Raw genomic sequence first — 20216 nt, forward strand, 5'->3', positions numbered from 1 at the left:
GACACCCGATCGGGCCCGGAGGACGGACGTCGTGTGATGGCTAGCGCAGGAGCGAGAGCACGCCCTGGGTGCTCTGGTTCGCCTGTGCGAGCATCGAGGTGCCGGCCTGGCTGAGGATGTTGTCGCGCGTGTACTTGACCATCTCCTCCGCCATGTCGACGTCGGTGATGCGCGAGGAGGCAGCGGTGAGGTTCTCCTTGGCCACGTTCGTCACGTTGATGGCGTGGTCGAAGCGGTTCTGGACGGCACCGATGCTCGAACGAGCCGAGGAGACGTACTTGATCTGCTCGTCGATCGCGGTGATGGCGGCCTGAGCGTTCGTCGCCGAGTCGAAGGTGAGCGCGCCGACCGCGGTCGACACGGACTCCACGTTCGACTTCGACAGGTCCACGTCGATCTGGCTCGCCGCGTCGCCGTTCGCGCCGACCTGGAACTTCAGGACGCCTGCGGTGCCGGCGGAGCCGTCGAGCAGGTTGATGCCGTTGAAGTTGGTCGACTCCGAGATGCGGGTGAGCTCCTTGGTGAGCTCGCCGACCTCGGTGGTGATCGCCTTGCGGGAGTCCTCGTTGTTCGAGTCGTTGCCGGCCTGCACTGCCAGGTCGCGCATGCGCTGGAGGATCGAGTGGGTCTCGGTGAGGCCACCTTCAGCGGTCTGCACGACGGAGATGCCGTCCTGCGCGTTGCGGGCGGCGACCGTGAGGCCACCGACCTGGGACTTCAGCCCCTCGGAGATCGACAGACCGGCAGCGTCGTCGGCAGCACGGTTGATGCGGAGACCCGACGAGAGCTTCTCGAGGGACTTCGACAGGTCGTTCTGCGTCGCGTTGAGGTTCCGGTACGTGTTGAGTGCCGAGAGGTTGGTGTTGATGGACATACCCATGGTGGTTTCCTCCGTGAATGTGGGTCGTGCGTCGGCCCGTCCGTGGGCTGACATGGATGACTCTCGACCGGTTGCCGGGAGTCGTTAGGGGATCGGCGGAGAAGTTTCCGCCGACGTCTCAACTCGCCGCGACGGCCGGGCCGGACGCGGCGTCGTGCACGGCACGGGCGACACCGGCGGCGGCGTTCGTGGCGACACGGGCGAGGTAGGCGCTGCGGCGGGCCGCGGTGGTGCGGCTCGCGGGCTCGACGGTCGTGCCGTCGCCGTAGTGGGCGGCGAGACCGTCGTGGAGCAGGCGCATCGCCTCGGAGCGCTGCTGCGAGACGGCCGAGTGCGTGATGCCGAGCTCGGCGGCGACGTCGGTGACCGAGCGGTCGCCGAAGTACACGGCCTCGACGATGAAGCGCATCCGTTCCGGCAGGGCCTCGACCGCGGCGCGGAGGTACCGGCGCTTCTCGGTCTCGAGCAGGTCGTCCCCGGGGAGCGGCAGGTCCGCGGCGACGAGGTCGTGCACGGTCTCGTCGAGCGGCGCGACGGTTCGGGCGGCGTCGCTCATCGCGTCGACGGCGGTCTGCTTGTCGACGCCCATGGCATCGGCGATCTCCTGCGCACCGACGCTCCGGCCGAGGCGTGCGGACAGGGCCTCCTGCGTGGCCAGGGTCTCGCGGATCCGCTTCCGGGTGCCGCGGGAGGCCCAGTCGGCCGAGCGCATGTCGTCGGCCAGCGCACCGGCGACCCGGGTGCGTGCGTAGGCGCCGAACGGCACGCCGAGGGTGGGGTCGAAGGCCTCGGCGGCTGCGACGAGTGCGAGCGATCCGACGGCGGCGAGGTCGTCGCGGTCCAGGTGCGTCGCCCGGGAGCGGACGTCGGCCACGATGTAGCCCACGAGCGGGAGGTGCTCCACGATCATCGCGTTGCGTTCGGTGCGGTCCATGCTGTTCCCCTGGTCGACCTGACGTGTGTCGGCTCACCCGTCCGTGGGCGCGACGGACGCCGGCCTCGGATGGCCGGTGCGTACGCCGAAGACCCGCCCGGGTCCCTCCGAGCGGTGCACCCCGCATCGTTGCCGAGCGGTTCCGGGTGTCCCCCGGGGTGCGTTCTGAATGTATCGGCTGGCAATGCGCTGAACAGGTGCTCAACCGTCCCCAGTGCGGGGGTGTCAGGCCCCGTTTCCGGTCGGCATTTGGGGGGACTCGGGGTCGGGAACGGTCGTTCTTGTCCCCCGACGGGGGTCATCGGGTCACAGCGTCGACGAGTACGGGTGACGGCACTCGGCCGCCGGGGCTTACGGTCGCGGTCACCGAGTCGATAGGTCCCGGTGTCCGCAGGATGACGGACCGGGGACCACCCCGACGAACCACCACCTGGGAGGAGCTGATGAGCGTGAACGACCTGTCCGCCGTGCTCTGGCGCGAACGCGAGCTGCTCGAACTGCTCACCTTCAAGCTCGAGGAGGAGCAGCTGCTGCTCACCGCGGGCCGCTCCCGATGGGTGTCGCACGCCAGCCGCGAGGTCGAGCAGGTCCTCGACCGGCTCCGCAGCACCGGTCTCGAGCGCGCCGCGCAGAGCGCCGAGGTCGCCGAGGAGTGGGGCGTCCCCGCCGACGCTCCCCTGCGGGACGTCGTCGCCGCGGCACCGAACGGGCCGTGGGGCGAGATCCTGTCGTCGCACCTCACCGCGATGGTCGAGCTGACCACCCAGATCGGCGCCCTGCGCGACGAGAACGACCGGTTCCTGCGTGCCGCCGCCCAGGCCACCGAGGAGACCCTGGCGGGGACCGTCACCGGTGCCGCCACCTACGACGCCAGTGGCACGTCCGGCGCAGGCCAGGACGGCGCCCGCCTGTTCGAGGGGACGCTGTAGCACCGTGGTCAGCACCTTCGGATCCCTCGCGACCGCCTACTCCGGCCTCGCAGCCGCCCGTGCCGGCATCGACGTCACCGGCCAGAACATCGCGAACGCCGGCACCGCCGGCTACACGCGGCAGCGCGTCACGCAGAACTCGATCCCCGCGACCCAGACGGGCTTCATGCGGGGCACCGCGGCCCTCGCCGGCCAGGGCGTCTCGGTCGACGGCATCGCCCGCCTGGCATCCCTGACGCTCGACGCCGGTGTCCGCGTCGCCGCCGGTTCGTCGGCTTACGCCGATGCCCGCGCCACGGCACTCTCCGCCCTCGAGACCGGGTTGCACGAGCCCGGCAAGGACGGCCTGAGCGCCAAGCTCGACGCGTTCTGGTCGTCCTGGAGCGAGCTCGCCAGCCACCCCGACGACCCGGGTGCCGCCAGCGCCGTGCTCGGAGCCGCAGGCACCGTCGTCGCCGCCCTGGCCGCCGGCTCGAAGGCCGTCGACGCGCAGTGGTCCTCGGTGCGTGGCACCCTGACCGGGCAGGTCGCCCAGCTGAACGGCGCCGCGGAGCAGGTCGCCGACCTGAACGGCCGGATCCGCACCGCGCTCGCCTCGGGCGGCAACGCCAACGAGCTGCTCGACCAGCGCGACCAGCTCACGCAGCAGATCGCCACGCTCGCCGGCGGCACCACCCGGACGAACGCCGACGGCACCGTCGACGTGCTCCTCGGCGGCAACCCGCTCGTGCAGGGCACCGACGCCCGCGCGGTCGCCCTCGGCGGCGGCGAGCGTCTCTCCGACGGAACCGCGGTCACCCTGACCTGGACCACCGGCACGGCCGGGGCGGTCGGGCTGAGCGGCGGGTCGATCGGTGGAGCCCTCGCGGTCCTCGCACCCGCGTCCGGCACCGGCACGGGCGGCGCACTCGCCGAGGCCTCCGCGTCCTACGACGCCGTGGCCACGCGGCTCGCCACCACCGTGAACGCCCTGCACGCCGCCGGGACCACCCCGGCCGGCACCACCGGCGCACCGTTCTTCTCCCTGGCCACCGGCGTCCCCGCCGCCCAGGCGCTCGGCGTCGTCCCCACGGACGCCGGCGGCCTGGCGACGCGGAACGCGGCGGGGGAACTCGACGACTCGTTCGCCGACGCGCTCGCGCGACTCGGGGCGTCGTCGGACGGTGCCGACCAGGTCTGGGCGACGTTCGTGGCGGGGGTGGGCACCGCCTCCAGGTCGGCGACGTCGGAATCGACGATGACCGGACTCGCGCTCACCAACGCGCGCAACCAGCAGCAGTCGAGCGCCGGCGTCGACCTCGACGAGGAGAACGTCAACCTGCTGAGCTACCAACACGCGTACCAGGGCGCGGCGCGCGTCCTGACCGCCGTCGACGAGATGCTCGACACCATCATCAACCGCGTCGGACTCGTCGGGAGGGGCTGATCGTGATCACCCGTGTGACCACCCAGATGTCGATGGCGGCCGCGTCGGCCCGGCTGCAGGCCGGTGCCGCCAGGGTCGCCGAGCTCACCGACCAGGCCACGACGCTGCGTGCGATCCAGAAGCCCTCGGACGACCCGGTCGGCACCGCGTCGTCGATGCAGGTGCGCAAGGAGCAGGCCGCAGCCGCGCAGTACTCGCGGAACGCGAACGACGCCGCGGCGTGGCTCGCGACCACCGACAGCGCGCTGTCCGGCGTGTACTCGGTGCTCAACAACGTCCGCGACCTCACGGTGCGCGCCGCGAACTCGGGCACCATGAGCGACACCGACCGCGACGCGTTCGTCACGCAGTTCCGGTCGCTCAAGGCCGACCTCGAGGCGCGGGCCAACACCACCTACGGCAGCCGTTCGGTGTTCGCGGGATCGTCGACCGCCGCTGTCGCCTACGACCCGGCCACGGGCTGGGCGGCCTCGGGCACCGACGTGTCCCGGCGGGTCGGCGACGGCACCACCGTCCGCGTCGACACCTCCGGCACCGCGGTCTTCGGATCCGGCGACGACTCGGTGTTCGGCATGATCGACTCCATCGTCAGTGACCTGCAGAACGGGGTGAACGTGAACGCTCGCATCGGGGACGTCGACACGGCGCTCGGGACCGTCCGCGGCACCCAGGCCGACGTCGGCGTCCGGCACGCCGCCGCACTCGCGGCGCAGGACTCGCTGAAGTCCGCGACCGTCTCGCTCGAGAGCCGCCGCGCCGGCATCGAGGACGTCGACCTCGCGAAGGCCGTCCTCGACCTGCAGGTGCAGCAGACCAACTACCAGGCAGCCCTCGCCGTCACCGCGAAGGTCCTGCAGCCGACCCTGATGGACTACCTCCGATGAGCATCTCCCTGACCTTCGCCGTCCCGCCGTTCGGGCTCGCCCCCGCCGCGGCCTTCGAGCTGTCGCCGGTCGACGGCGCCGAAGGGCTGTTCACGCTCGTCGGCGACGACGCACGACTGTTCCTGCTCGACGCCGCGGTGCACCTGCCGTCGTACGCGCCGGAGCTCACCGACGAGCAGGCCGCCGGGCTCGGGCTGACCGACCCCGCCGACGCGATGCTGCTCGTGGTCGCGAACCCCGGGGCGTCCGGCACCACGGTCAACCTGCTCGCGCCGATCGTCGTGAACGCCCGGACGGCCGTGGGCGCGCAGGTCATCCTCGAGGAGCAGGACCTGCCGCTGCGGGCGGAGCTCGCGCGGGTGTAGGCGGGCTTCGCGGCGCGGCTTCGCGGCGCGGCTTCGCGGCTTCGCGGCGCGGCGCGGCGGCGCGGCGACGGCTTCGCGGCGGCGGCTTCGCACCGGTTCTGCGACCTTCCACCAGTCGTTCCCGGCGTGGATCGTCGGAAGATGTACACGCAGAGGTTGCGCGTGCATGTAGCGACAGGACGCGAGTCGTTCGACGCGTGGATCGTCGCAAGATGCACACGCATTGCAGCTGGTCAGTCCTGCACAGGTCGTCGCCGCCGCCCGGCTCTCCACAGATCGGGCGATGGCGCGAGCTGGACCACGAGGTTCGGCGAGCCTGGTGCCATGTCCAGAGCGAACGACGTCGAACTGATCCGCACGACGGGTACGACCTCCGCCGAACGCCGCGCACTCGAGCGCGATGTCCACCGCGGACGGTACGCACGCCTCCGCCCCGGCGTCCTCGTCCGCCCGGACGCACTCGACGGGATGCATCCCGGTGAGCAGCACCACGTGCTCGTCCGGGCCTCGGCGCACCGACTCCGAGCGACCGATGTCGTTTCACACCAGTCTGCGTGCGCGGTCCTCGGACTCCCGTTGATCGGGGCGGCACTGCCCAAGGTGCACGTCACCGATCCGACCACGACACACACCCGTGTCACGACGTGGTTCGTCCGGCACGGTGCACAGGGGCGGCCGCCCGCAGTCCTCGTCGATCAGCAGGCGACACCCACGACGACGGCCGCGAGGACCGCCATCGACGTCGCTGCGACACGCTCCTTGCTCGAAGCACTCCCCGTCGTCGATGCCGTGCTCTCCCGTCGGCTCGCCGACCGTGCAGCGTTGGACGCGGAACACGCATCGCTGGCCTTCGCCCGGACCAAGGCGGGGATCGCCGTGGGGATGGGGTCGGCGCTGTCGGGGTCGCCGGCGGAGTCGGTGTGCCGCGTGCGCTTCCGCGAACTCGGGGTGCCGGAGCCGGTGCAGCAGCACGTGTTCGCCCGGGCCGGATCGGCCACGGCGATCGTGGACTTCTGGTTCCCCGACCAGGGCGTCGTGGTCGAGGTCGACGGCCGTGCGAAGTACGAGGACCCGGTGTTGCTCGACGGGCGATCGACCGCGGACGCGCACTGGCGCGAGAAGCGGCGCGAGGACTTCATCCGGTCGTTCCCCGAGGTCCGTGTGGTCGTCCGGCTCTCGTGGTCCGACCTGATGCAGCCCGACCGGGTGCGGGCTGCCCTCCGGCGCGCCGGTGTCCCGTGCTGAGCGTGGGTCGCCGACAGTCAGCGCGGACGACGCGGCGCATCCGGGTGGTACATGCGCTGACGCTCGATCCTCGGGCGACCGGACGGTCCACCGGCGTGCACCAACCCACCGACAACGACCTCGCCGAGTCCCACGCGCACGCCCCGGACCGACCCGGTGCCCTTGACCACGCCGCCGCGGTGGTCCGGGTCGGGTTCGCGGTGGTCGCCGCCGGCCTCGAGCTCGACGTCGCGCACGGACACCGGCCCGAGCACCTGCGCGCCCGCGCCGATCCGCGCCGGCCCCTCGACGAGACACCCGGCCATCAGGCGAGCCCGACCACCGATCACGACGTCGGACCCGTCGGCCACGATGGTCACCGGGCCCGGGCCGAGTTCGGCACCCTCGCCGATGTGCACGGTCGCCGCCGACGCGACGACGGTCACGGATCCGGGGCCCAGGCGGGCACCGGCGGCCAGCGTGATCACCCCACCGTGACGGGTCTCGAGCGTCGTCGACGGGTACAGCTCCACCCCGGGCAGGACCGACACGCCCACCCCGATCAGGACGGACGCGGGATCGAGCACCCGGACCTCGGGCGCGAGGGCGGCCACCTGCCGGACGGTCAGGAACCCGGCCGCACGACGGGCGTCGTCGAGTGCTCGCTGCGCGGGGTCGGTGTCCACCCAGCGAGCCTCTCACGTGCCCGGCGTACGGTGAACGCATGGCCCGTGCCCCGAAGGACCAGTCGATCGTGCCCCTGCCGACCGCACCGGTCTCCCCCACCTCTTCCGACCCCCGAACGCAGCAGGTCCAGCCCACGGGCTGGGCCAAGTGGCTCGATCGGGTCATCAGTGTGCAGCGTCCCGTCGTGGTCGCGCACGTCAACGCGATCCGTCGCCGCAAGCCCGACGCGACCCCCGCTGAGGTGATCCAGATCCTCGAGCGGCAGTACCTGGCCGCCGTCACGACCGGTGGCGCCGCGGTCGGTGCGAGTGCGGTGATCCCCGGAGTCGGGATGGCCGCTGCACTCGGACTGAGCGGCGCCGAGACGGTCGGGTTCCTCGAGACCACCGCGCTGTTCGCACAGTCGGTGACCGAGGTGCACGGCATCGCACTGGACGACCCGGAGCGCGCCCGCACGCTGGTGATGGCGATGATCCTCGGCGCGCCGGGCACGCAGCTCATCAAGCAGCTCGCCGGACAGGCCGCCGGCGGTCAGGCCCGGACGGCGTTCTGGGGCGAGATGGTGACATCCTCGCTGCCGAAGCAGGTCGTCAACGGCATCGGCGGACAGGTGCGTGACCAGTTCATCAAGCGCTTCGCGATCCGGCAGGGTGGTTCGGTCCTCGGCCGCGCGCTCCCGTTCGGCATCGGAGCGGCCGTCGGCGGTCTGGGGAACCACGCCCTGGGGCGCAAGGTGATCCAGGCGTCGCGGACGGGGTTCGGCATGCCGCCGGCGGAGTTCCCGATCGTGTTGACGGTCACGCCGCCTGCCGAGAAGACCCGGCGCGCCCTGCCGTGGAAGCGCGGCGCGGGCAAGGACCAGGACCTCTGGACCGAGCCGGGACAGGACGACCCCCGCTCGAAGCGCTGACCGCGACGACCGAGAAGGTCCCGGCACGACGACGAAGAGGGGCCCGGGCACGGAGACTGAGCAGCCGGGCCCGGGCCGTTCGTGCAATTGCCCTAGAAGGACCGCACCGGCGTCGTCACGACCTGCCCGGCGTGGGCGAACCCACCACCGAAGCCGAACAGCAGCGCCGGCACCCCCTCCGGCAGGTCGCCACGCTCCCACGCCTTCGACAGCCCGAGCGGCACACTCGCGGCCGAGGTGTTCCCGGACTCCACGACGTCGCGGATGACGAACTTCGACTCCCCGCCGAGCGCGGTCACGAGCGGCTCGATGATCCGCAGGTTCGCCTGGTGGAACGCGAACACCTCGATGTCGTCCATCGAGAGCCCGGCGGCCTCGACGACCTTGCGGGCGTGCCCCTCGGCCTCGGTGATGGCCCACCGGTAGATCGAGCGACCCTCCTGGTTGAAGCGCCCCGGCGACCCCTCGACACGGACGGCGTCGAGCAGGTGCGGCACGCTCCCCCAAGACACCGGGCCGATCTCGGGCGTCTCGGCTACCCCGAGCACTGCGGCACCGGCCCCGTCGCCCACGAGCACGCACGTCGACCGGTCGGTCCAGTCGGCGATGCCGGACAGCACCTCGGACCCGATGACGAGCGCGACGTCGGCCGAACCGGTGCGGATGGACTGGTCGGCGAGCCCGAGCGCGTACTCGAACCCGCTGCACGCGGTGTTGATGTCGATCGGTGCCGGGCCGTTCGTCATGCCGAGTGCGGCGGCGACCCGCCCTGCCGTGTACGGCGCGCGGTCCTGGTGGGTGGTGGAGGCGACGATGACGAGTCCGACGGCCGAGGGTGACACCCCGGCGTCGGCGAGGGCACGACGTCCGGCCTCGATCGCCATCGACGTCACGGTGTCGTCGGGCCCGGCGATCCGACGCGTCTGGATCCCGGTGCGGGTGCGGATCCACTCGTCGTTCGTGTCGACCATCGTCGAGAGCTCATCGTTGGTCAGGACGCGTTCGGGCTGGTGGTGTCCGAATCCGAGGATCCGGCTGCCGCGGAGTGCTGGGATGTTCATCGTCGGCACGTTACCCCCTCACTCCACCGCCGCATGCCGACCGGGGAATGGGGAGCACCGCACCCACGGTCACTTCCGCGCCGCTGCAGTAGCGCGGTCGTTCGCCTTGCCGATCGCCTCGACCAGCTCGTCCTTGGTCATCTTCGAGCGGCCGCTGACGTCGAGCCGCTTCGCGACGTCCATCAGATGCGCCTTCGAGGCGTTCGCGTCGACACCGCCCTCGGTCTTCCCGGAACCGCGGGAGCCGGCGGCACCGGTGTCGGACGGCCCGGAGGACTCCTTCTCCTCCCAGTGGTCGCCGACCTTCTCGTACTCGTGCTTCACGGCGGCGAAGGCCGTGCGGTGCGCCCGCTCGCCCGGGCCGTACGTCTCGTTCGCCGAGTCCAGAGTCTTCTCGAAGATCTCCTGCGCGTGCTCCGGAGACCGCTGCAGGGTGCTCGGGACCTCGTCCTTGGCTGGCATGGCTGCTCCTCTCGAGTGGTCCCCCCCTGACTACTCCGACCAGCACAACGAGCGCCAAGCACCAACCAGCTCCGAGCCCCGACCGGTACTCACAGGGCCTGGCGCCGACAGCGCGTCACGAGTAGACCCGTCTCATGGACTACACACACCTCGGTCGCACCGGTCTGTCCGTCTCCCGCGCCGTGCTCGGCACGATGAACTTCGGCCCGGAGACCAGCGAGGACGACTCGCACGCGATCATGGACCGGGCGCACGAGCTCGGCGTCAACTTCTTCGACACCGCCAACGGCTACGGCGGCTCGGTGGGCAAGGGTGCCACCGAGGAGATCATCGGACGGTGGTTCGCCAAGGGTGGCGGTCGCCGCGAGAAGACGGTCCTCGCCACGAAGGTCTACGGCGAGATGACCGACTGGCCGAACGGCGGCAAGCTCAGTGCCCTGAACATCCGGCAGTCGCTCGACGCGAGCCTGCAGCGACTGCAGACCGACCACATCGACCTGTACCAGTTCCACCACGTCGACCGCGCGACGCCGTGGGACGAGATCTGGCAGGCGATCGACGTCGCCGTGCAGCAGGGCAAGGTCCTGTACGTCGGCTCGTCGAACTTCGCCGGGTGGCACATCGCCCAGGCGCAGGAGGCCGCGAAGCGCCGGAACACCTTCGGCCTGGTGAGCGAGCAGTCGATCTACAACCTCGTGGTCCGCGACGTCGAGCGCGAGGTCCTGCCGGCCGCCCGCGCGTACGGGCTCGGCGTGATCCCCTGGTCGCCGCTGCAGGGCGGCCTGCTCGGCGGCGTCATCGAGAAGACCGAGAACGGCTCCCGTCGGCTGTCCGGCCGCAGCGCCGAGTACGTCGAAGCGCACCGCGACCAGCTGCAGTCGTACGAGTCGTTCGCGAAGGAGCTCGGCCACACGCCGGGCGAGCTGGCCCTCGCCTGGCTGCTGCACCAGCCCGGCGTCACCGCGCCGATCACGGGCCCGCGCACGATGGAGCAGTGGGAGTCCGCGGTCCGCGCCGTCGACATCCGCCTCGACCAGCGTGCGCTGGACCGGCTCGACGAGATCTTCCCGGGGCACGAGACCTCGCCGGAGGACTACGCCTGGTGACGTCCCCGACGGAACCAGCGGGTCGCTGACGCGACCATCTGCCTGGAGGCGCGGTGCGGGTCGGACCCGCACCGCGCCTCCAGTCCGTGGGCACGTCCAGAACGTGACCAGCGTCGCCATCAGAGGCGCGCGATCTCGTCGTCCTGCAGGCCGAAGGCGCGCAGGTACGCGTCGACCGAGCCCCAGCGACGCTCGACGTGGTCGCTGACCGTGGTCATGATCAGATCATCGACTGCGCATCGAGGAGTTCTTGACTGGCAAGAGCTGTGGCGTGGTCAGACTGCAGTTCGACGTGTCCGATGACCGGCTGGTCCCCGGGAGTGAACGCAAGCAGTTGTTGTCACCGCGGCTGAAGCGGATGTCGCTAGGCCGACGGCCGGAACACGTGAGTTACGACTGCGTTCGCGAATTCCTCGAGGAACGCCCGCCCACTCAATCCGGTGTGGGTCATCGGGTCGACGCTGGCGTTCAGCTTGAGGATGAGAGCCGACACAGCCGCATCGTCCATGTCGGTACTGAGTACTGAGTCGATCTCTGCTCGTACATCAGTTGCGGACTGCACAGAAAATCCTTCAAGAGCATCATCGAATGCTTCAGAAGCATCACGATAGTCCATCTCCCAGGTGGGGTAGAAAATCGCAGGGAGAAGAGACGAAAGCGCAGGAAAGGTTCGACGAAGTTCTACTGCACCCAGATCTTCGATGTCAGGCATGCATCACACCTCCGGAGGCGTTGGGAATGCGGTCTTGATGAAGAAGCCCTGCGGTGCAGAGGTGTCGCGTCTGAGGATCACTGTGACCGTGTGGCTATCGACGACTACATGAAGGTAGTACCCGCCAATCGGATCCCGGAACGTCGCAGGTTGAACTGTTCCGCGCTGAACCCGTCGACGTGGTCGGCTGCGGACGAGCAGTCGTCCCAGCACCGTCTACTTCAGTCGAACTCGACGCGGAGATCCGAGGCATCCCAGATGTCTTTGATCCTCAAGCCAAGGTCTCGGAACCGTTCGTCCGCGGGGATCGGCAGATCGATTTCTGCCGCCTCACCGAAGCGGCGAGCACGAAAGTTTACGGCGAACTCGTTCGGTTTGTTGATGATGGTCTGGAACGCCGCACCAGCCGTTACCGATGCATGCAGCATTGACCCACCCGGAATCGCTGAAGCCAATGAAAGCGTGAATCCCCGCGCCGGTTCCGCAACGCCGTCGACTTTGTACGGCGACGAAGCGACGAGTCCCGACCATGACCTCTCATCTGCACTATCGACGTTCCGTTCGTGGAACGTCCATATTCCATCGAACACACGCAGCGCAACTTTGATCGCGGCGGAAGTCTCAACCAGACGCGCGGCGATCACGTCCGCAGACTCGGGCCTTGCATCCCAGTCTGCCACGAGGTACCAGTCGGTGACATTGGTCTGCACGCTCACCATCCCTTGAAATCGCGAGGCATCTCGATGTATTCTACCGATACATTCCTCAGTCGTCGAATCGCGTGGGCGAATGCTGCTGCGATATCCGGATCCCGAGTGAATACCCATCCCAACTGCACGTTTGGGTCCTCAAGCGCGGTGAGTTTGGCCATGGCCGACTTGGCCCATCCCTCGATCATCTCTGCCTTCCGGGCCGGCGACAGGCTTTGCAACCACCCGTAGTTGCCCTTCACCTCGGTGCAGTCGGGCACCCATCGACATTGCTGAAGTCATCGAGCTTCAGCGGGTGAGTCGGATGTGCTTGATTCGGCACCTCGTACTCGCGGATCCGCCCGTCGGGCAGCGATTTGATCTCCTACATCCGGGTCGGGGTTCGCATGATCGACGGCATCGTCGAGAAGTGCGGCAAAGCGCTCGTCCGTCACAATGCAGTCAGGCTCACCGCCTCCGAGTTGATCGATGGCCTCGATTTGCCGACGTCTTTGCTTGACAGTGCTCAGGATCTCGCCGCGGTCCTTGACAGCAGGTTTCTCAAGCGACCAATTCCTGAAGTCGTACCAGGAGGAGTGGTCCCGGAGCGCTTCTCAAGACTTCACGACGTTCGCGATCTCCTGGTCCGCGAGCTGGTCGATGAGCGACAGCAGCACGACGACGTTGCGATGGAACGCTTGGTCGTTGCTGATCGCGTCTCGCGACGGGCCACCCTCGTCCGAATTCAGCTGCGCCGGCTCGTCGACCACACCAGCTGCCGCCGCATCTCGGAGTAAGCGCATCATCTGACTCACCCGTGTCGATGCCAGCAATTCACTGTAAACCGCTTCGGTGATCACATCACGTTCCAGTAGGGCATCTCGATCATCGCCGAGCAGCTGGATCGTGTCACGGACCATTTCCCGGACAATCGACCAGTTCGGGCTGCTTCCGAGCGGCTCGAGTCGCGCGTCCCACCTGTCAGAGAAGTGCAGCGGAGATGCGCCGAGACGCTCGATGAGCCATGGTGGTGTCGTAGCCGCAGGCCGCGGATGCATCACCATGTCTTCTCGCAATTCCGAATTCTCCACCGGCAATGAGTCCACGAGCTGTCCATCGATGTCGATCAGCAGTGGCCATCGGGGCTCGTCGTCCCAGGAGAACTCGAACTGGTAAGCACCACTTGAATCGAGGCGCAGCCGCCCTGTGAACCAGGCACCCTGTTCTGGTTCGGCCATGACTTCGCGCAGACGACTCCACGCCTCGAATTCCGCGAGGTCAGCGGGAGGGGTGTGAATGACTGCAACGCCAGTGTCGACGGCCCGCTCGATCCGCGCGGTCACGCCGAGACTGACGAAGACACTCGTCGAACGTTGCCACCCTGATCCCAGCCGGTCGAACGTGAGGCTCGCGAGCGCATTCTGTTGGTCGATGACGTCAGATACAGAACTCAATCGGCGAGGCCTCCGGCCCTTGTTGCCGCCTCATGCGAGACGTGGTTCGTGACGCGGACTTGATGCAGGTGCTCGACACCGTCCCGTCCCCAGTGGATCAAGAATATCGACCCACGATCAGCGCGACCAACATGCTGTATCTCCAGGCTCAGGTACACCGAGGTGTTCGGATCTTCCCGCCGATGATCATGCGCTGCTACCGGAATCGAGGATATTCCGGATTTCGGATCGGATTGTGATCGCGGAAGCCTCCGAGAAGCCTTCGAGTGCGTCCCGCAGAGGGGCAGGCGCATCGTCGTAGTTCATCCCCACGACGGGTAGAACGCTGCTGTGAGCAGACCGCCCAGCGACGAGGATGTGCGACGGAGAGTCGCCGCATTCCAGGCACGTGGGTCCGGGGTGATCATCGCCCGCGGCTCGCCGGCCGTTGTCCCTCGAAACACGATCTGCCGAATGGTCTGGCCACCGCTACGCGCCGTCATGCGAGTCCACGACTGCGATCAAGAAGAGATGATGAGGCCGCCGGCATCCTCGATGACATCGGCGGTCGCCACGATGCTCGCCACTGTTGTCACCAAGTCGTCGGAGTCGTCATCGATCATGAGCCACGTGCCCCCGTCCGCGACCGTCGTCTTGGCTGCCGTCGGCAGGTCGATCGCGGACAAAACGGGACTGTGGTCTCCGCGGAAGAAGTTGGTCAGACCGATGAGGGTTGCAAATCGTTTCTGACTCCGGTTGGCGTCGCGCACGGAGACCTGCGCGAGATCGGCGTGCCAGAGTTCGACGAGTCTCCGGACGACTTCGGCCTGATGCTTTCCGAAGGAGTCCCGGAGGTCTACTGACGCTCCTGGTTCGAGCGCCCGAAGTGACACTGCAACTTCGTTCACGATGTGCCGAGTCACCGACGCGCCGACATGCAGTCGCAAGGAGGCCCCGACACCCTCGCTCGGCATGCTCACCAACGTCACACCGTAACCGTCTTGAGGAAATGGCTGACCATCATGGTTACGCGCAACTCCTCGTTCGATGAGGAGCTCGACATCGGAGTCGGCGAGCTCGTCGACACGCGAGCCGTCCGCGTCTTGGGAGGAGGGGTCGAGGAGGGTCCAAGGGCCAGCGAATGGCGGTCCGCAGAGCGCCAACACCTTCAATGACTCTCGCAACGCCGCAATCACCCCAGTTGCGTCGAACGACCGGGTTCCCCACTGGACCCGGATCGAAGGCTGCTGCGTGGTCCAGATCGAGGTCAATTCTTTCCGTCCGTCGTCATGGCATCGACCGAATGATCACATCGACGTCGAGCCGTTGGTCGACGAGCGTGTCATCGAGGAGTTCGCCGAAGCGTCTGTCCGTCACGATGTATTCTAGTCGGCCGCCACCGACGTCCTCGATCGCTTGAAGCTGCCGGCGGATGTTCGACACCACCTTGTCGATCTCAGCGCCGTCCTTCGCGAACAACTGCTCGGGCGTCCACTTCTTGAACGTGTACCAGAACGAGTGATCGCCCTTCGTGTCCATGAAGACGCGTTCACCGGCCTCCACTCGGAAGCCGTCCAGGGCTACCTTTCTCCCGTCATCGGTCCGGATCACGAGTTCCGGCACAGTTCCGTCACCTGGTTGGTGAATCCCGGTGAAGTACTGCTGCTCGGCCATTCCGGGCTTGTTGCGCTTCAGCAGCTCCCACGTCGCAGTCGCGTGATCAGACTGGAGTTCCACGCGTCCGATGACCGGCTGGTCCCCCGGAGCGATCGCCGTGTGGGGGTCACGAGCAGGCGGCGCGGCTGGTTCGACCACCTGATCACCGTGTCCACCCCTGTGTGTCCCCGACGGCTCAACGTGATCCGCCACCGAGTGCAACCAGTGCCCACCCGAACCCGGGTTTCCCACCTCGATGTGCGGCCGTCCGAGCCCCACCCCGAACCCGTCCGGCGTCGCCATGGCGTGCTCGACGCTGACCTTCACGGTCGGGATCTTGTCCCCGAGCCCCCGGAGCGCATCCGCGAACCCGCCACGCCCGCGCGCCAGCAGGTCCGAGACCCCCGACAACGCCTTGCCCGGCAGGCTCGACAGCGCATCCCCGACCCGCACGATCGTGGTGCCGGCGGCAGCGACCTTGGACCCGATGAGCGCGAGCTTGCTGCCGTCGGCCCCGAGCACCGCGAGCCGCGACCCGAGCGCCGCGATCTTCGCGCCCGCGCCGATCTCGCCCGCGCCGGGGATGAACAGCGTGCCGATGTTGAACGCGGCACCACCGGCGGCGTGTGCGGGGTCGTCCCGCCAGTCCTCTGGCGACCCGACGAAGCCCTCGACGAGGGTCTTCTGCTGGTCCATGATGTTCCGCGCGGTGTCGCCGACGACATCCGGCAGGACGCCCTTGGGGAGCGCCGCGGCGATCAGCAGCGGCGGGCTGCCCAACAGGACGATCAGTCCGAGGGACTCCGCGAAGCCCTTCCAGGACTGCGCCGCCCAGTCGCCGTCGCCCCACTCGCCGGTCTGCGAGTTGTACCCGATCAGTCCGCCGAGTCCCTCGACCGTGCCCTTCGCGGCGTCGTACACGCCGGAGTCGAACGATTCCTGGCACGACTGGTCACCGCGCCCGGTGCTCCCCCACGGCATCGGTTCGTTCGCCTTGACGGCCGCCGTGTAGTCGACGGCCTGCACCGGGGCCAGGCACATGTCGGTGCGCAGCCCGTTGATCGCGTTGACACACTCGGCGGAAGCCGCGGAGAGCTTGGTCTCCTGCTCGGCGACCTTGGTGAGCAGCTCGTTGTTCTCGTCGACGTACGGCGTGTACTGGTCCCACGGCAGGTGCACGTCGTCGAGCACCTCGCCGAAGTTCTGGACGAGCCCGACGATGCCCTGGTTGGCGGGGTGCTCCGGGTCCCACGGGCCGACGGTCTTGCCCTTCAGCGCCTTCTCGACGAACTTCTCGGCCTCGGCCTTCAGCTCGACGAGCCGCTTCGCGATGGGCGCGACCGCCGTCGCGTAGTCGCCGATGAACGTCGACGCCTTCTGCAGGGTCGCGGCGAGTGCGGCGGTGTCGGTCTCGACGCCGTCCATGACCGCGAGCAGTTCGGTGGAGTCCGGCGTGGTGTAGCTGCTGCCGAGCTTCGCCCAGGCGGTCTTCACCTCGCCGCCGCGCGTCTCGACGTCGGTGGCCGACGTCGAGAACGCCGTGCCGGCGGTCTCGACCTTCGCCGCGTCGATGTTCGCGCCGGGGATCGCGTCCGGGTCGATCAGGCCGTCGGCGCGGCACTGGCCGCTCACTGGTCACCACCCAGGTCGAAGGCCGACAAATCACCGGTACTGGAGGCCCGGATCGCGTTTGTCTGCGCCGTCGCGGCCATCTCCTCGTCACCGTGGTAGTAGGCGAGGGTCGCGGTGGCAGCGCCGGCCAGACCGGCGGTGATGTGGTTGCCCACGCGGGTCAGGAGGGCCGAGTGGCTCTCGATGAGTGCCGCGACGGCGCCGGCAACCGCCTGGTCGTCGCCGACGGCGGTCGTGAGCGCCGCGTGCGCGTCGGCGAGACCGTCGAACGCGGTCGAGAGGTTCGTCGCCGCGGTCTCGGTGTCGGTGAGCGTCGTCTGCACGCCCGCGGGCTCGATCTGCCAGCCGTTCCCCATGGCTCCCCCTGGTCGTCGTCCCGCTCGGTCAGAGCGATCGCGTGGTCAGTGCACGGCTCGGGACGCAGCCGTTCCCCCGGCGGCGTCCGCGATGCTGTGCACGATCCGCTCGGCCGTCCCCCGGAACGGGGGTTGCGCGGCCGTGTGGATCTCGGTCCACCATAGCCGATCACCCGCCACCGACAAGGGTCCGGCGAGCAGCCGCTCCGCGTCGGTGACGCTGTCGAGCCGGCGGGACTGGAAGAGCGTGAGGAGCACCACTCCGTCGTCCGACACGAGCTGTAGCGCATCGCCCAGCCAGAGCTGGCGGATGCCGAGCGTCGGGTCGACCGCAGCAGCCCCGGTCAGCACGGCAGCGGCATCCACGTGCTCGGCGCTGAGGATCGTCCACTCGGCGCTCATCGGTCCGCCCCGAACCCGAGCAGTTCGACGGCACGGGGGCCGAGCACGGTGCCGAGCTCGGCGAGCCCCCGCCAGCGGGCCTCCACCTCGGCGCCCCCGGTCAGCCCTGCGGTCGGCGGCGAGAAGTCGAGCAGCAGCGACGGCACGCGCGGCGTCCCGACCGGCATGGCACCCACCGGCAACGAACCGGTGTCGACGCCGAGGTCCCGCACGGCGGCGGCACCGACGACCGCTCCGAGGGGGACGGGCATGCCGCGCTGCCGAGCGGCGAGGGTCGCGTCTGCGTGCCCGCCCGACCGCCACGCCGTCGCGAGCAGCACTCGCTGTCGACGCGCGAGGTCGGCCAGGACGTCGACGATCGGACCCTCCACCGGAGGCGAGTCGTTCCCGGGGACCGGCACCGTGCCTCCCGGCCGTGGCAGTGCCAACCGTGTCTCCTCGGTGACGCCCGTCGCGGACCGCTCGATGCGGAGCTGCACCGCGGCGAACCCACCGTCGACCGGGGCGACGGCGACGAGCCGGGTCGGACGGGGCGCGCGCCCACGGGCGAAGTCCGTGACGGCGTCGACGCCCCACGCGAGCGTGGCCGGTTCGACCGTGCCCCAGGCGGTGGGCACGCTGCCGGCGATTCCCTCGAGCAGGAGCTCGGCGGTGCGGCCGACGCCGGCCTGCCCGGTGGCGGGGTGGTGGACGGACACGATCAGCTCGACCCAGGGGACCTCGTCGGCACCGAGCCGGGTGGTGCGCGACGAGGACTGCGGAGCGAGCATCGCGGTCGCGACGTCGTCGACGACCTCGGCGGAGCCGGCGGCGCGGTAGCGGTCCCCCTCGCGGACGACCCACGCGCTGCTCGTCCGCCGGAGCATCGCGAGCATCGCCGGGGTGACGCGGCTGGTGGGCGGCGTGAGCAGCACGCACGCGACGTCGGCGGCCCGTGTCTCGAGCACCAGGCCCATGCGGGCGGACGACAGCGACACGACCGCGGCATCGGTCTCGGAGACGACGAAGCCGGGCCCGACGGCGTCGACGAGCGGGTGCGCGAGGGTGACGTCGTCCACGCCGGAACCCTACCGGTCGGGCGCGGCCCGGCACACGACGACGGGCCCCGCGCTGCTGTGTGCGCGGGGCCCGTCGTCGTGCGGTGCTGGAGCGTGTCTAGCGGACGCTGACCGGGCTGTCGTCGGTCTGCTCGTAGAGGACGTAGCCCTCTTCGCCGTGGACGGCGGTGTCGATGCCGGCGACCTCGTCCTCGGTCTTGACGCGGAAGCCCATCGTCTTCTCGATCGCGAACCCGATGACCAGGGCGAGCACGAACGAGTAGACGCCGACGGCGAGGGCTGCTGCGGCCTGCTTGCCGAGCTGCTCGAACGAGCCGGAGTAGATCAGGCCGGTGTCGTTGGCGAAGAAGCCGAGGAACAGCGTGCCGAAGATGCCGCCGACCAGGTGGACGCCGACCACGTCGAGCGAGTCGTCGAAGCCCAGGCGGTACTTCCAGTCGATGGCGAAGCAGCAGACGATGCCGGCGAGGAACCCGAGCAGGATGCCCCAGCCCGGGGTCAGCGCGGCACATGCCGGGGTGATCGCGACGAGGCCGGTTACGGCTCCCGAAGCGGCACCGACGGACGTGGCCTTGCCGTCCTTGAGCTTCTCGATGAGCAGCCAGCCGAGGATGGCGGCGGCCGGGGCGGCGAGGGTGTTCACCCAGGCGATCGCGGCGATGCCGTCAGCAGCACCCTCGGAGCCGGCGTTGAAGCCGAACCAGCCGAACCAGAGGATGGCGGCACCGAGCAGGACGAAGGGCGGGTTGTGCGGCTTGTGCGCGCCCTTGGCGAAGCCGACGCGCTTGCCGAGCACGATCGCCAGGGCGAGCCCCGCGGCACCGGCGTTGATGTGCACCGCGGTGCCACCGGCGAAGTCGATGACGCCCCACGTGGCGGCCCAACCGGAGGTCAGGTTGAAGACCCACGAGGCGACCGGGAAGTAGACGACCGTGACCCAGACGCCGGCGAAGACCATCCACGCGCCGAACTTGGCACGGTCGGCGATGGCGCCGGAGATGAGCGCGACGGTGATGATCGCGAACGTCGCCTGGAACCCGACGAAGGCCATCGACGGGTACGCCGCCTGGATGTTCGAGGACTGCGCCTCCTCGAAGGCCTGGCCGAGGCCGATCTGGTTCCAGTCGATGCTGAAGAACCCGACCACGCCGGAGACCGCCGTGCCGTCGCCGTGGTTGGCGAAGGCGATCGCGTAGCCGTAGACCACCCAGAGCACGCTCACGAGCGCGATCGCACCGAACGACATCATCATCATGGAGATGACGGACTTGGCCTTCACCAAGCCGCCGTAAAAGAAGGCCAGGCCGGGTGTCATGAACAACACCAGCGCAGCCATCACCAACACGAACGTCGTGTTGCCCTGATCAAGCATCTGCTCACCTCTCGATTGCACGAGCGGCTCTTGGACCG

At 69.1% G+C, this 20216-nt stretch carries 22 protein-coding genes and 1 pseudogene; 7 read left to right on the forward strand and 16 right to left on the reverse strand.

Translation table 11 applies throughout. From position 1 onward, the window contains the following. Positions 1-40: 40 nt before the first annotated feature. Both DEI85_RS08745 and DEI85_RS08750 read right to left on the reverse strand, forming a co-directional pair. A complete protein-coding gene (locus tag DEI85_RS08745; protein WP_181420034.1) occupies positions 41-880 on the reverse strand; it encodes a flagellin N-terminal helical domain-containing protein in 840 nt (279 codons plus the stop codon). A 118-nt stretch (positions 881-998) separates the two neighbouring features. Then, on the reverse strand, positions 999-1814 hold the full coding sequence (locus tag DEI85_RS08750) for a sigma-70 family RNA polymerase sigma factor (protein ID WP_111090861.1): 816 nt from the start codon (positions 1812-1814) through the stop codon (positions 999-1001). A gap of 443 nt (positions 1815-2257) precedes the next feature. On the opposite strand from DEI85_RS08750, the gene DEI85_RS08755 reads away from it, so the two are divergent. The 5 genes from DEI85_RS08755 (at position 2258) to DEI85_RS08775 (ending at position 6663) form a co-directional block, all read left to right on the forward strand. After that, positions 2258-2743 (forward strand): flagellar protein FlgN, encoded by a 486-nt coding sequence (locus DEI85_RS08755; protein ID WP_071403931.1) that lies wholly within the window; start codon positions 2258-2260, stop codon positions 2741-2743. A 4-nt stretch (positions 2744-2747) separates the two neighbouring features. Beyond that, positions 2748-4169, forward strand: a complete 1422-nt coding sequence (gene flgK, locus DEI85_RS08760; RefSeq protein WP_111123035.1) for a flagellar hook-associated protein FlgK — start codon at positions 2748-2750, stop codon at positions 4167-4169. A 2-nt stretch (positions 4170-4171) separates the two neighbouring features. After that, positions 4172-5053: a flagellin N-terminal helical domain-containing protein gene (locus DEI85_RS08765; RefSeq protein WP_111123036.1), complete on the forward strand. Its 882-nt coding sequence runs from the start codon at positions 4172-4174 to the stop codon at positions 5051-5053. Continuing rightward, complete coding sequence (gene fliW / locus DEI85_RS08770) at positions 5050-5418, forward strand: flagellar assembly protein FliW (protein ID WP_027465503.1); 369 nt, start codon at positions 5050-5052, stop codon at positions 5416-5418. The genes DEI85_RS08765 and fliW overlap by 4 nt, the downstream gene beginning before the upstream one ends. Before the next feature lie 324 nt (positions 5419-5742). Then, positions 5743-6663 (forward strand): hypothetical protein, encoded by a 921-nt coding sequence (locus DEI85_RS08775; protein WP_111123037.1) that lies wholly within the window; start codon positions 5743-5745, stop codon positions 6661-6663. A gap of 17 nt (positions 6664-6680) precedes the next feature. Here the strand turns inward: DEI85_RS08775 and DEI85_RS08780 are convergent, their stop codons facing one another. After that, positions 6681-7328 (reverse strand): hypothetical protein, encoded by a 648-nt coding sequence (locus tag DEI85_RS08780; RefSeq protein ID WP_111123038.1) that lies wholly within the window; start codon positions 7326-7328, stop codon positions 6681-6683. A gap of 38 nt (positions 7329-7366) precedes the next feature. Between DEI85_RS08780 and DEI85_RS08785 the strand changes: the two genes are divergently transcribed. Continuing rightward, positions 7367-8239 carry a hypothetical protein gene (locus tag DEI85_RS08785; protein ID WP_181420033.1) on the forward strand — a complete coding sequence of 291 codons (873 nt, stop codon included), beginning with the start codon at positions 7367-7369 and terminating at the stop codon, positions 8237-8239. Between the two features lie 92 nt (positions 8240-8331). Here DEI85_RS08785 and DEI85_RS08790 read toward each other — a convergent pair whose 3' ends face one another. Further along, the gene (locus tag DEI85_RS08790) at positions 8332-9300 is read right to left on the reverse strand and encodes a beta-ketoacyl-ACP synthase III (protein WP_027465501.1); all 969 of its coding nucleotides are present in this window, start codon (positions 9298-9300) and stop codon (positions 8332-8334) included. A 69-nt stretch (positions 9301-9369) separates the two neighbouring features. Then, on the reverse strand, positions 9370-9762 hold the full coding sequence (locus DEI85_RS08795) for a ChaB family protein (protein WP_111090864.1): 393 nt from the start codon (positions 9760-9762) through the stop codon (positions 9370-9372). A 134-nt stretch (positions 9763-9896) separates the two neighbouring features. Between DEI85_RS08795 and DEI85_RS08800 the strand changes: the two genes are divergently transcribed. Continuing rightward, positions 9897-10868 carry an aldo/keto reductase gene (locus DEI85_RS08800; RefSeq protein WP_111046145.1) on the forward strand — a complete coding sequence of 324 codons (972 nt, stop codon included), beginning with the start codon at positions 9897-9899 and terminating at the stop codon, positions 10866-10868. Positions 10869-10987: 119 nt separating this feature from the next. Here DEI85_RS08800 and DEI85_RS08805 read toward each other — a convergent pair. From DEI85_RS08805 to DEI85_RS08855, 11 genes and pseudogenes are all read right to left on the reverse strand, one after another. After that, a pseudogene (locus tag DEI85_RS08805) lies at positions 10988-11095 on the reverse strand (hypothetical protein); the annotation flags it as partial. Between the two features lie 137 nt (positions 11096-11232). Beyond that, positions 11233-11580, reverse strand: a complete 348-nt coding sequence (locus tag DEI85_RS08810) for a hypothetical protein (protein WP_146248966.1) — start codon at positions 11578-11580, stop codon at positions 11233-11235. Between the two features lie 221 nt (positions 11581-11801). Then, positions 11802-12290, reverse strand: a complete 489-nt coding sequence (locus DEI85_RS08815; RefSeq protein WP_146248967.1) for a hypothetical protein — start codon at positions 12288-12290, stop codon at positions 11802-11804. A gap of 2 nt (positions 12291-12292) precedes the next feature. Next, a complete protein-coding gene (locus DEI85_RS08820; protein WP_146238513.1) occupies positions 12293-12550 on the reverse strand; it encodes a hypothetical protein in 258 nt (85 codons plus the stop codon). Between the two features lie 333 nt (positions 12551-12883). Next, complete coding sequence (locus DEI85_RS08825) at positions 12884-13723, reverse strand: hypothetical protein (protein WP_146248968.1); 840 nt, start codon at positions 13721-13723, stop codon at positions 12884-12886. Between the two features lie 500 nt (positions 13724-14223). Beyond that, a complete protein-coding gene (locus tag DEI85_RS08830) occupies positions 14224-14973 on the reverse strand; it encodes a hypothetical protein (protein ID WP_111090866.1) in 750 nt (249 codons plus the stop codon). A gap of 16 nt (positions 14974-14989) precedes the next feature. After that, complete coding sequence (locus tag DEI85_RS08835) at positions 14990-16990, reverse strand: hypothetical protein (RefSeq protein WP_111090867.1); 2001 nt, start codon at positions 16988-16990, stop codon at positions 14990-14992. After that, positions 16987-17346: a DUF6507 family protein gene (locus DEI85_RS08840; protein ID WP_110859599.1), complete on the reverse strand. Its 360-nt coding sequence runs from the start codon at positions 17344-17346 to the stop codon at positions 16987-16989. Before DEI85_RS08840 ends, DEI85_RS08835 begins: the two co-directional genes overlap by 4 nt. A 45-nt stretch (positions 17347-17391) precedes the next feature. Continuing rightward, the gene (locus tag DEI85_RS08845) at positions 17392-17748 is read right to left on the reverse strand and encodes a hypothetical protein (RefSeq protein ID WP_110859598.1); all 357 of its coding nucleotides are present in this window, start codon (positions 17746-17748) and stop codon (positions 17392-17394) included. Next, complete coding sequence (locus DEI85_RS08850) at positions 17745-18806, reverse strand: DUF6177 family protein (RefSeq protein WP_111123042.1); 1062 nt, start codon at positions 18804-18806, stop codon at positions 17745-17747. Before DEI85_RS08850 ends, DEI85_RS08845 begins: the two co-directional genes overlap by 4 nt. Positions 18807-18903: 97 nt before the next feature. Next, positions 18904-20178, reverse strand: a complete 1275-nt coding sequence (locus DEI85_RS08855; protein ID WP_110859596.1) for an ammonium transporter — start codon at positions 20176-20178, stop codon at positions 18904-18906. Between the last annotated feature and the right edge of the window lie 38 nt (positions 20179-20216).

Origin of the sequence: Curtobacterium sp. MCBD17_026 (genome assembly GCF_003234895.2) — a bacterium.
Taxonomy (GTDB): domain Bacteria; phylum Actinomycetota; class Actinomycetes; order Actinomycetales; family Microbacteriaceae; genus Curtobacterium; species Curtobacterium flaccumfaciens.

Bases quoted from the DNA above. Each gene is read 5' to 3' on its own strand.
- DEI85_RS08745 (WP_181420034.1), bottom strand. From the start codon at position 880: ATGGGTATGTCCATCAACACCAACCTCTCGGCACTCAACACGTACCGG.
- DEI85_RS08750 (WP_111090861.1), bottom strand. From the start codon at position 1,814: ATGGACCGCACCGAACGCAACGCGATGATCGTGGAGCACCTCCCGCTC.
- DEI85_RS08755 (WP_071403931.1), top strand. From the start codon at position 2,258: ATGAGCGTGAACGACCTGTCCGCCGTGCTCTGGCGCGAACGCGAGCTG.
- fliW (WP_027465503.1), top strand. From the start codon at position 5,050: ATGAGCATCTCCCTGACCTTCGCCGTCCCGCCGTTCGGGCTCGCCCCC.
- DEI85_RS08775 (WP_111123037.1), top strand. From the start codon at position 5,743: ATGTCCAGAGCGAACGACGTCGAACTGATCCGCACGACGGGTACGACC.
- DEI85_RS08785 (WP_181420033.1), top strand. From the start codon at position 7,367: ATGGCCCGTGCCCCGAAGGACCAGTCGATCGTGCCCCTGCCGACCGCA.
- DEI85_RS08790 (WP_027465501.1), bottom strand. From the start codon at position 9,300: ATGAACATCCCAGCACTCCGCGGCAGCCGGATCCTCGGATTCGGACAC.
- DEI85_RS08795 (WP_111090864.1), bottom strand. From the start codon at position 9,762: ATGCCAGCCAAGGACGAGGTCCCGAGCACCCTGCAGCGGTCTCCGGAG.
- DEI85_RS08800 (WP_111046145.1), top strand. From the start codon at position 9,897: ATGGACTACACACACCTCGGTCGCACCGGTCTGTCCGTCTCCCGCGCC.
- DEI85_RS08810 (WP_146248966.1), bottom strand. From the start codon at position 11,580: ATGCCTGACATCGAAGATCTGGGTGCAGTAGAACTTCGTCGAACCTTT.
- DEI85_RS08840 (WP_110859599.1), bottom strand. From the start codon at position 17,346: ATGGGGAACGGCTGGCAGATCGAGCCCGCGGGCGTGCAGACGACGCTC.
- DEI85_RS08845 (WP_110859598.1), bottom strand. From the start codon at position 17,748: ATGAGCGCCGAGTGGACGATCCTCAGCGCCGAGCACGTGGATGCCGCT.
- DEI85_RS08855 (WP_110859596.1), bottom strand. From the start codon at position 20,178: ATGCTTGATCAGGGCAACACGACGTTCGTGTTGGTGATGGCTGCGCTG.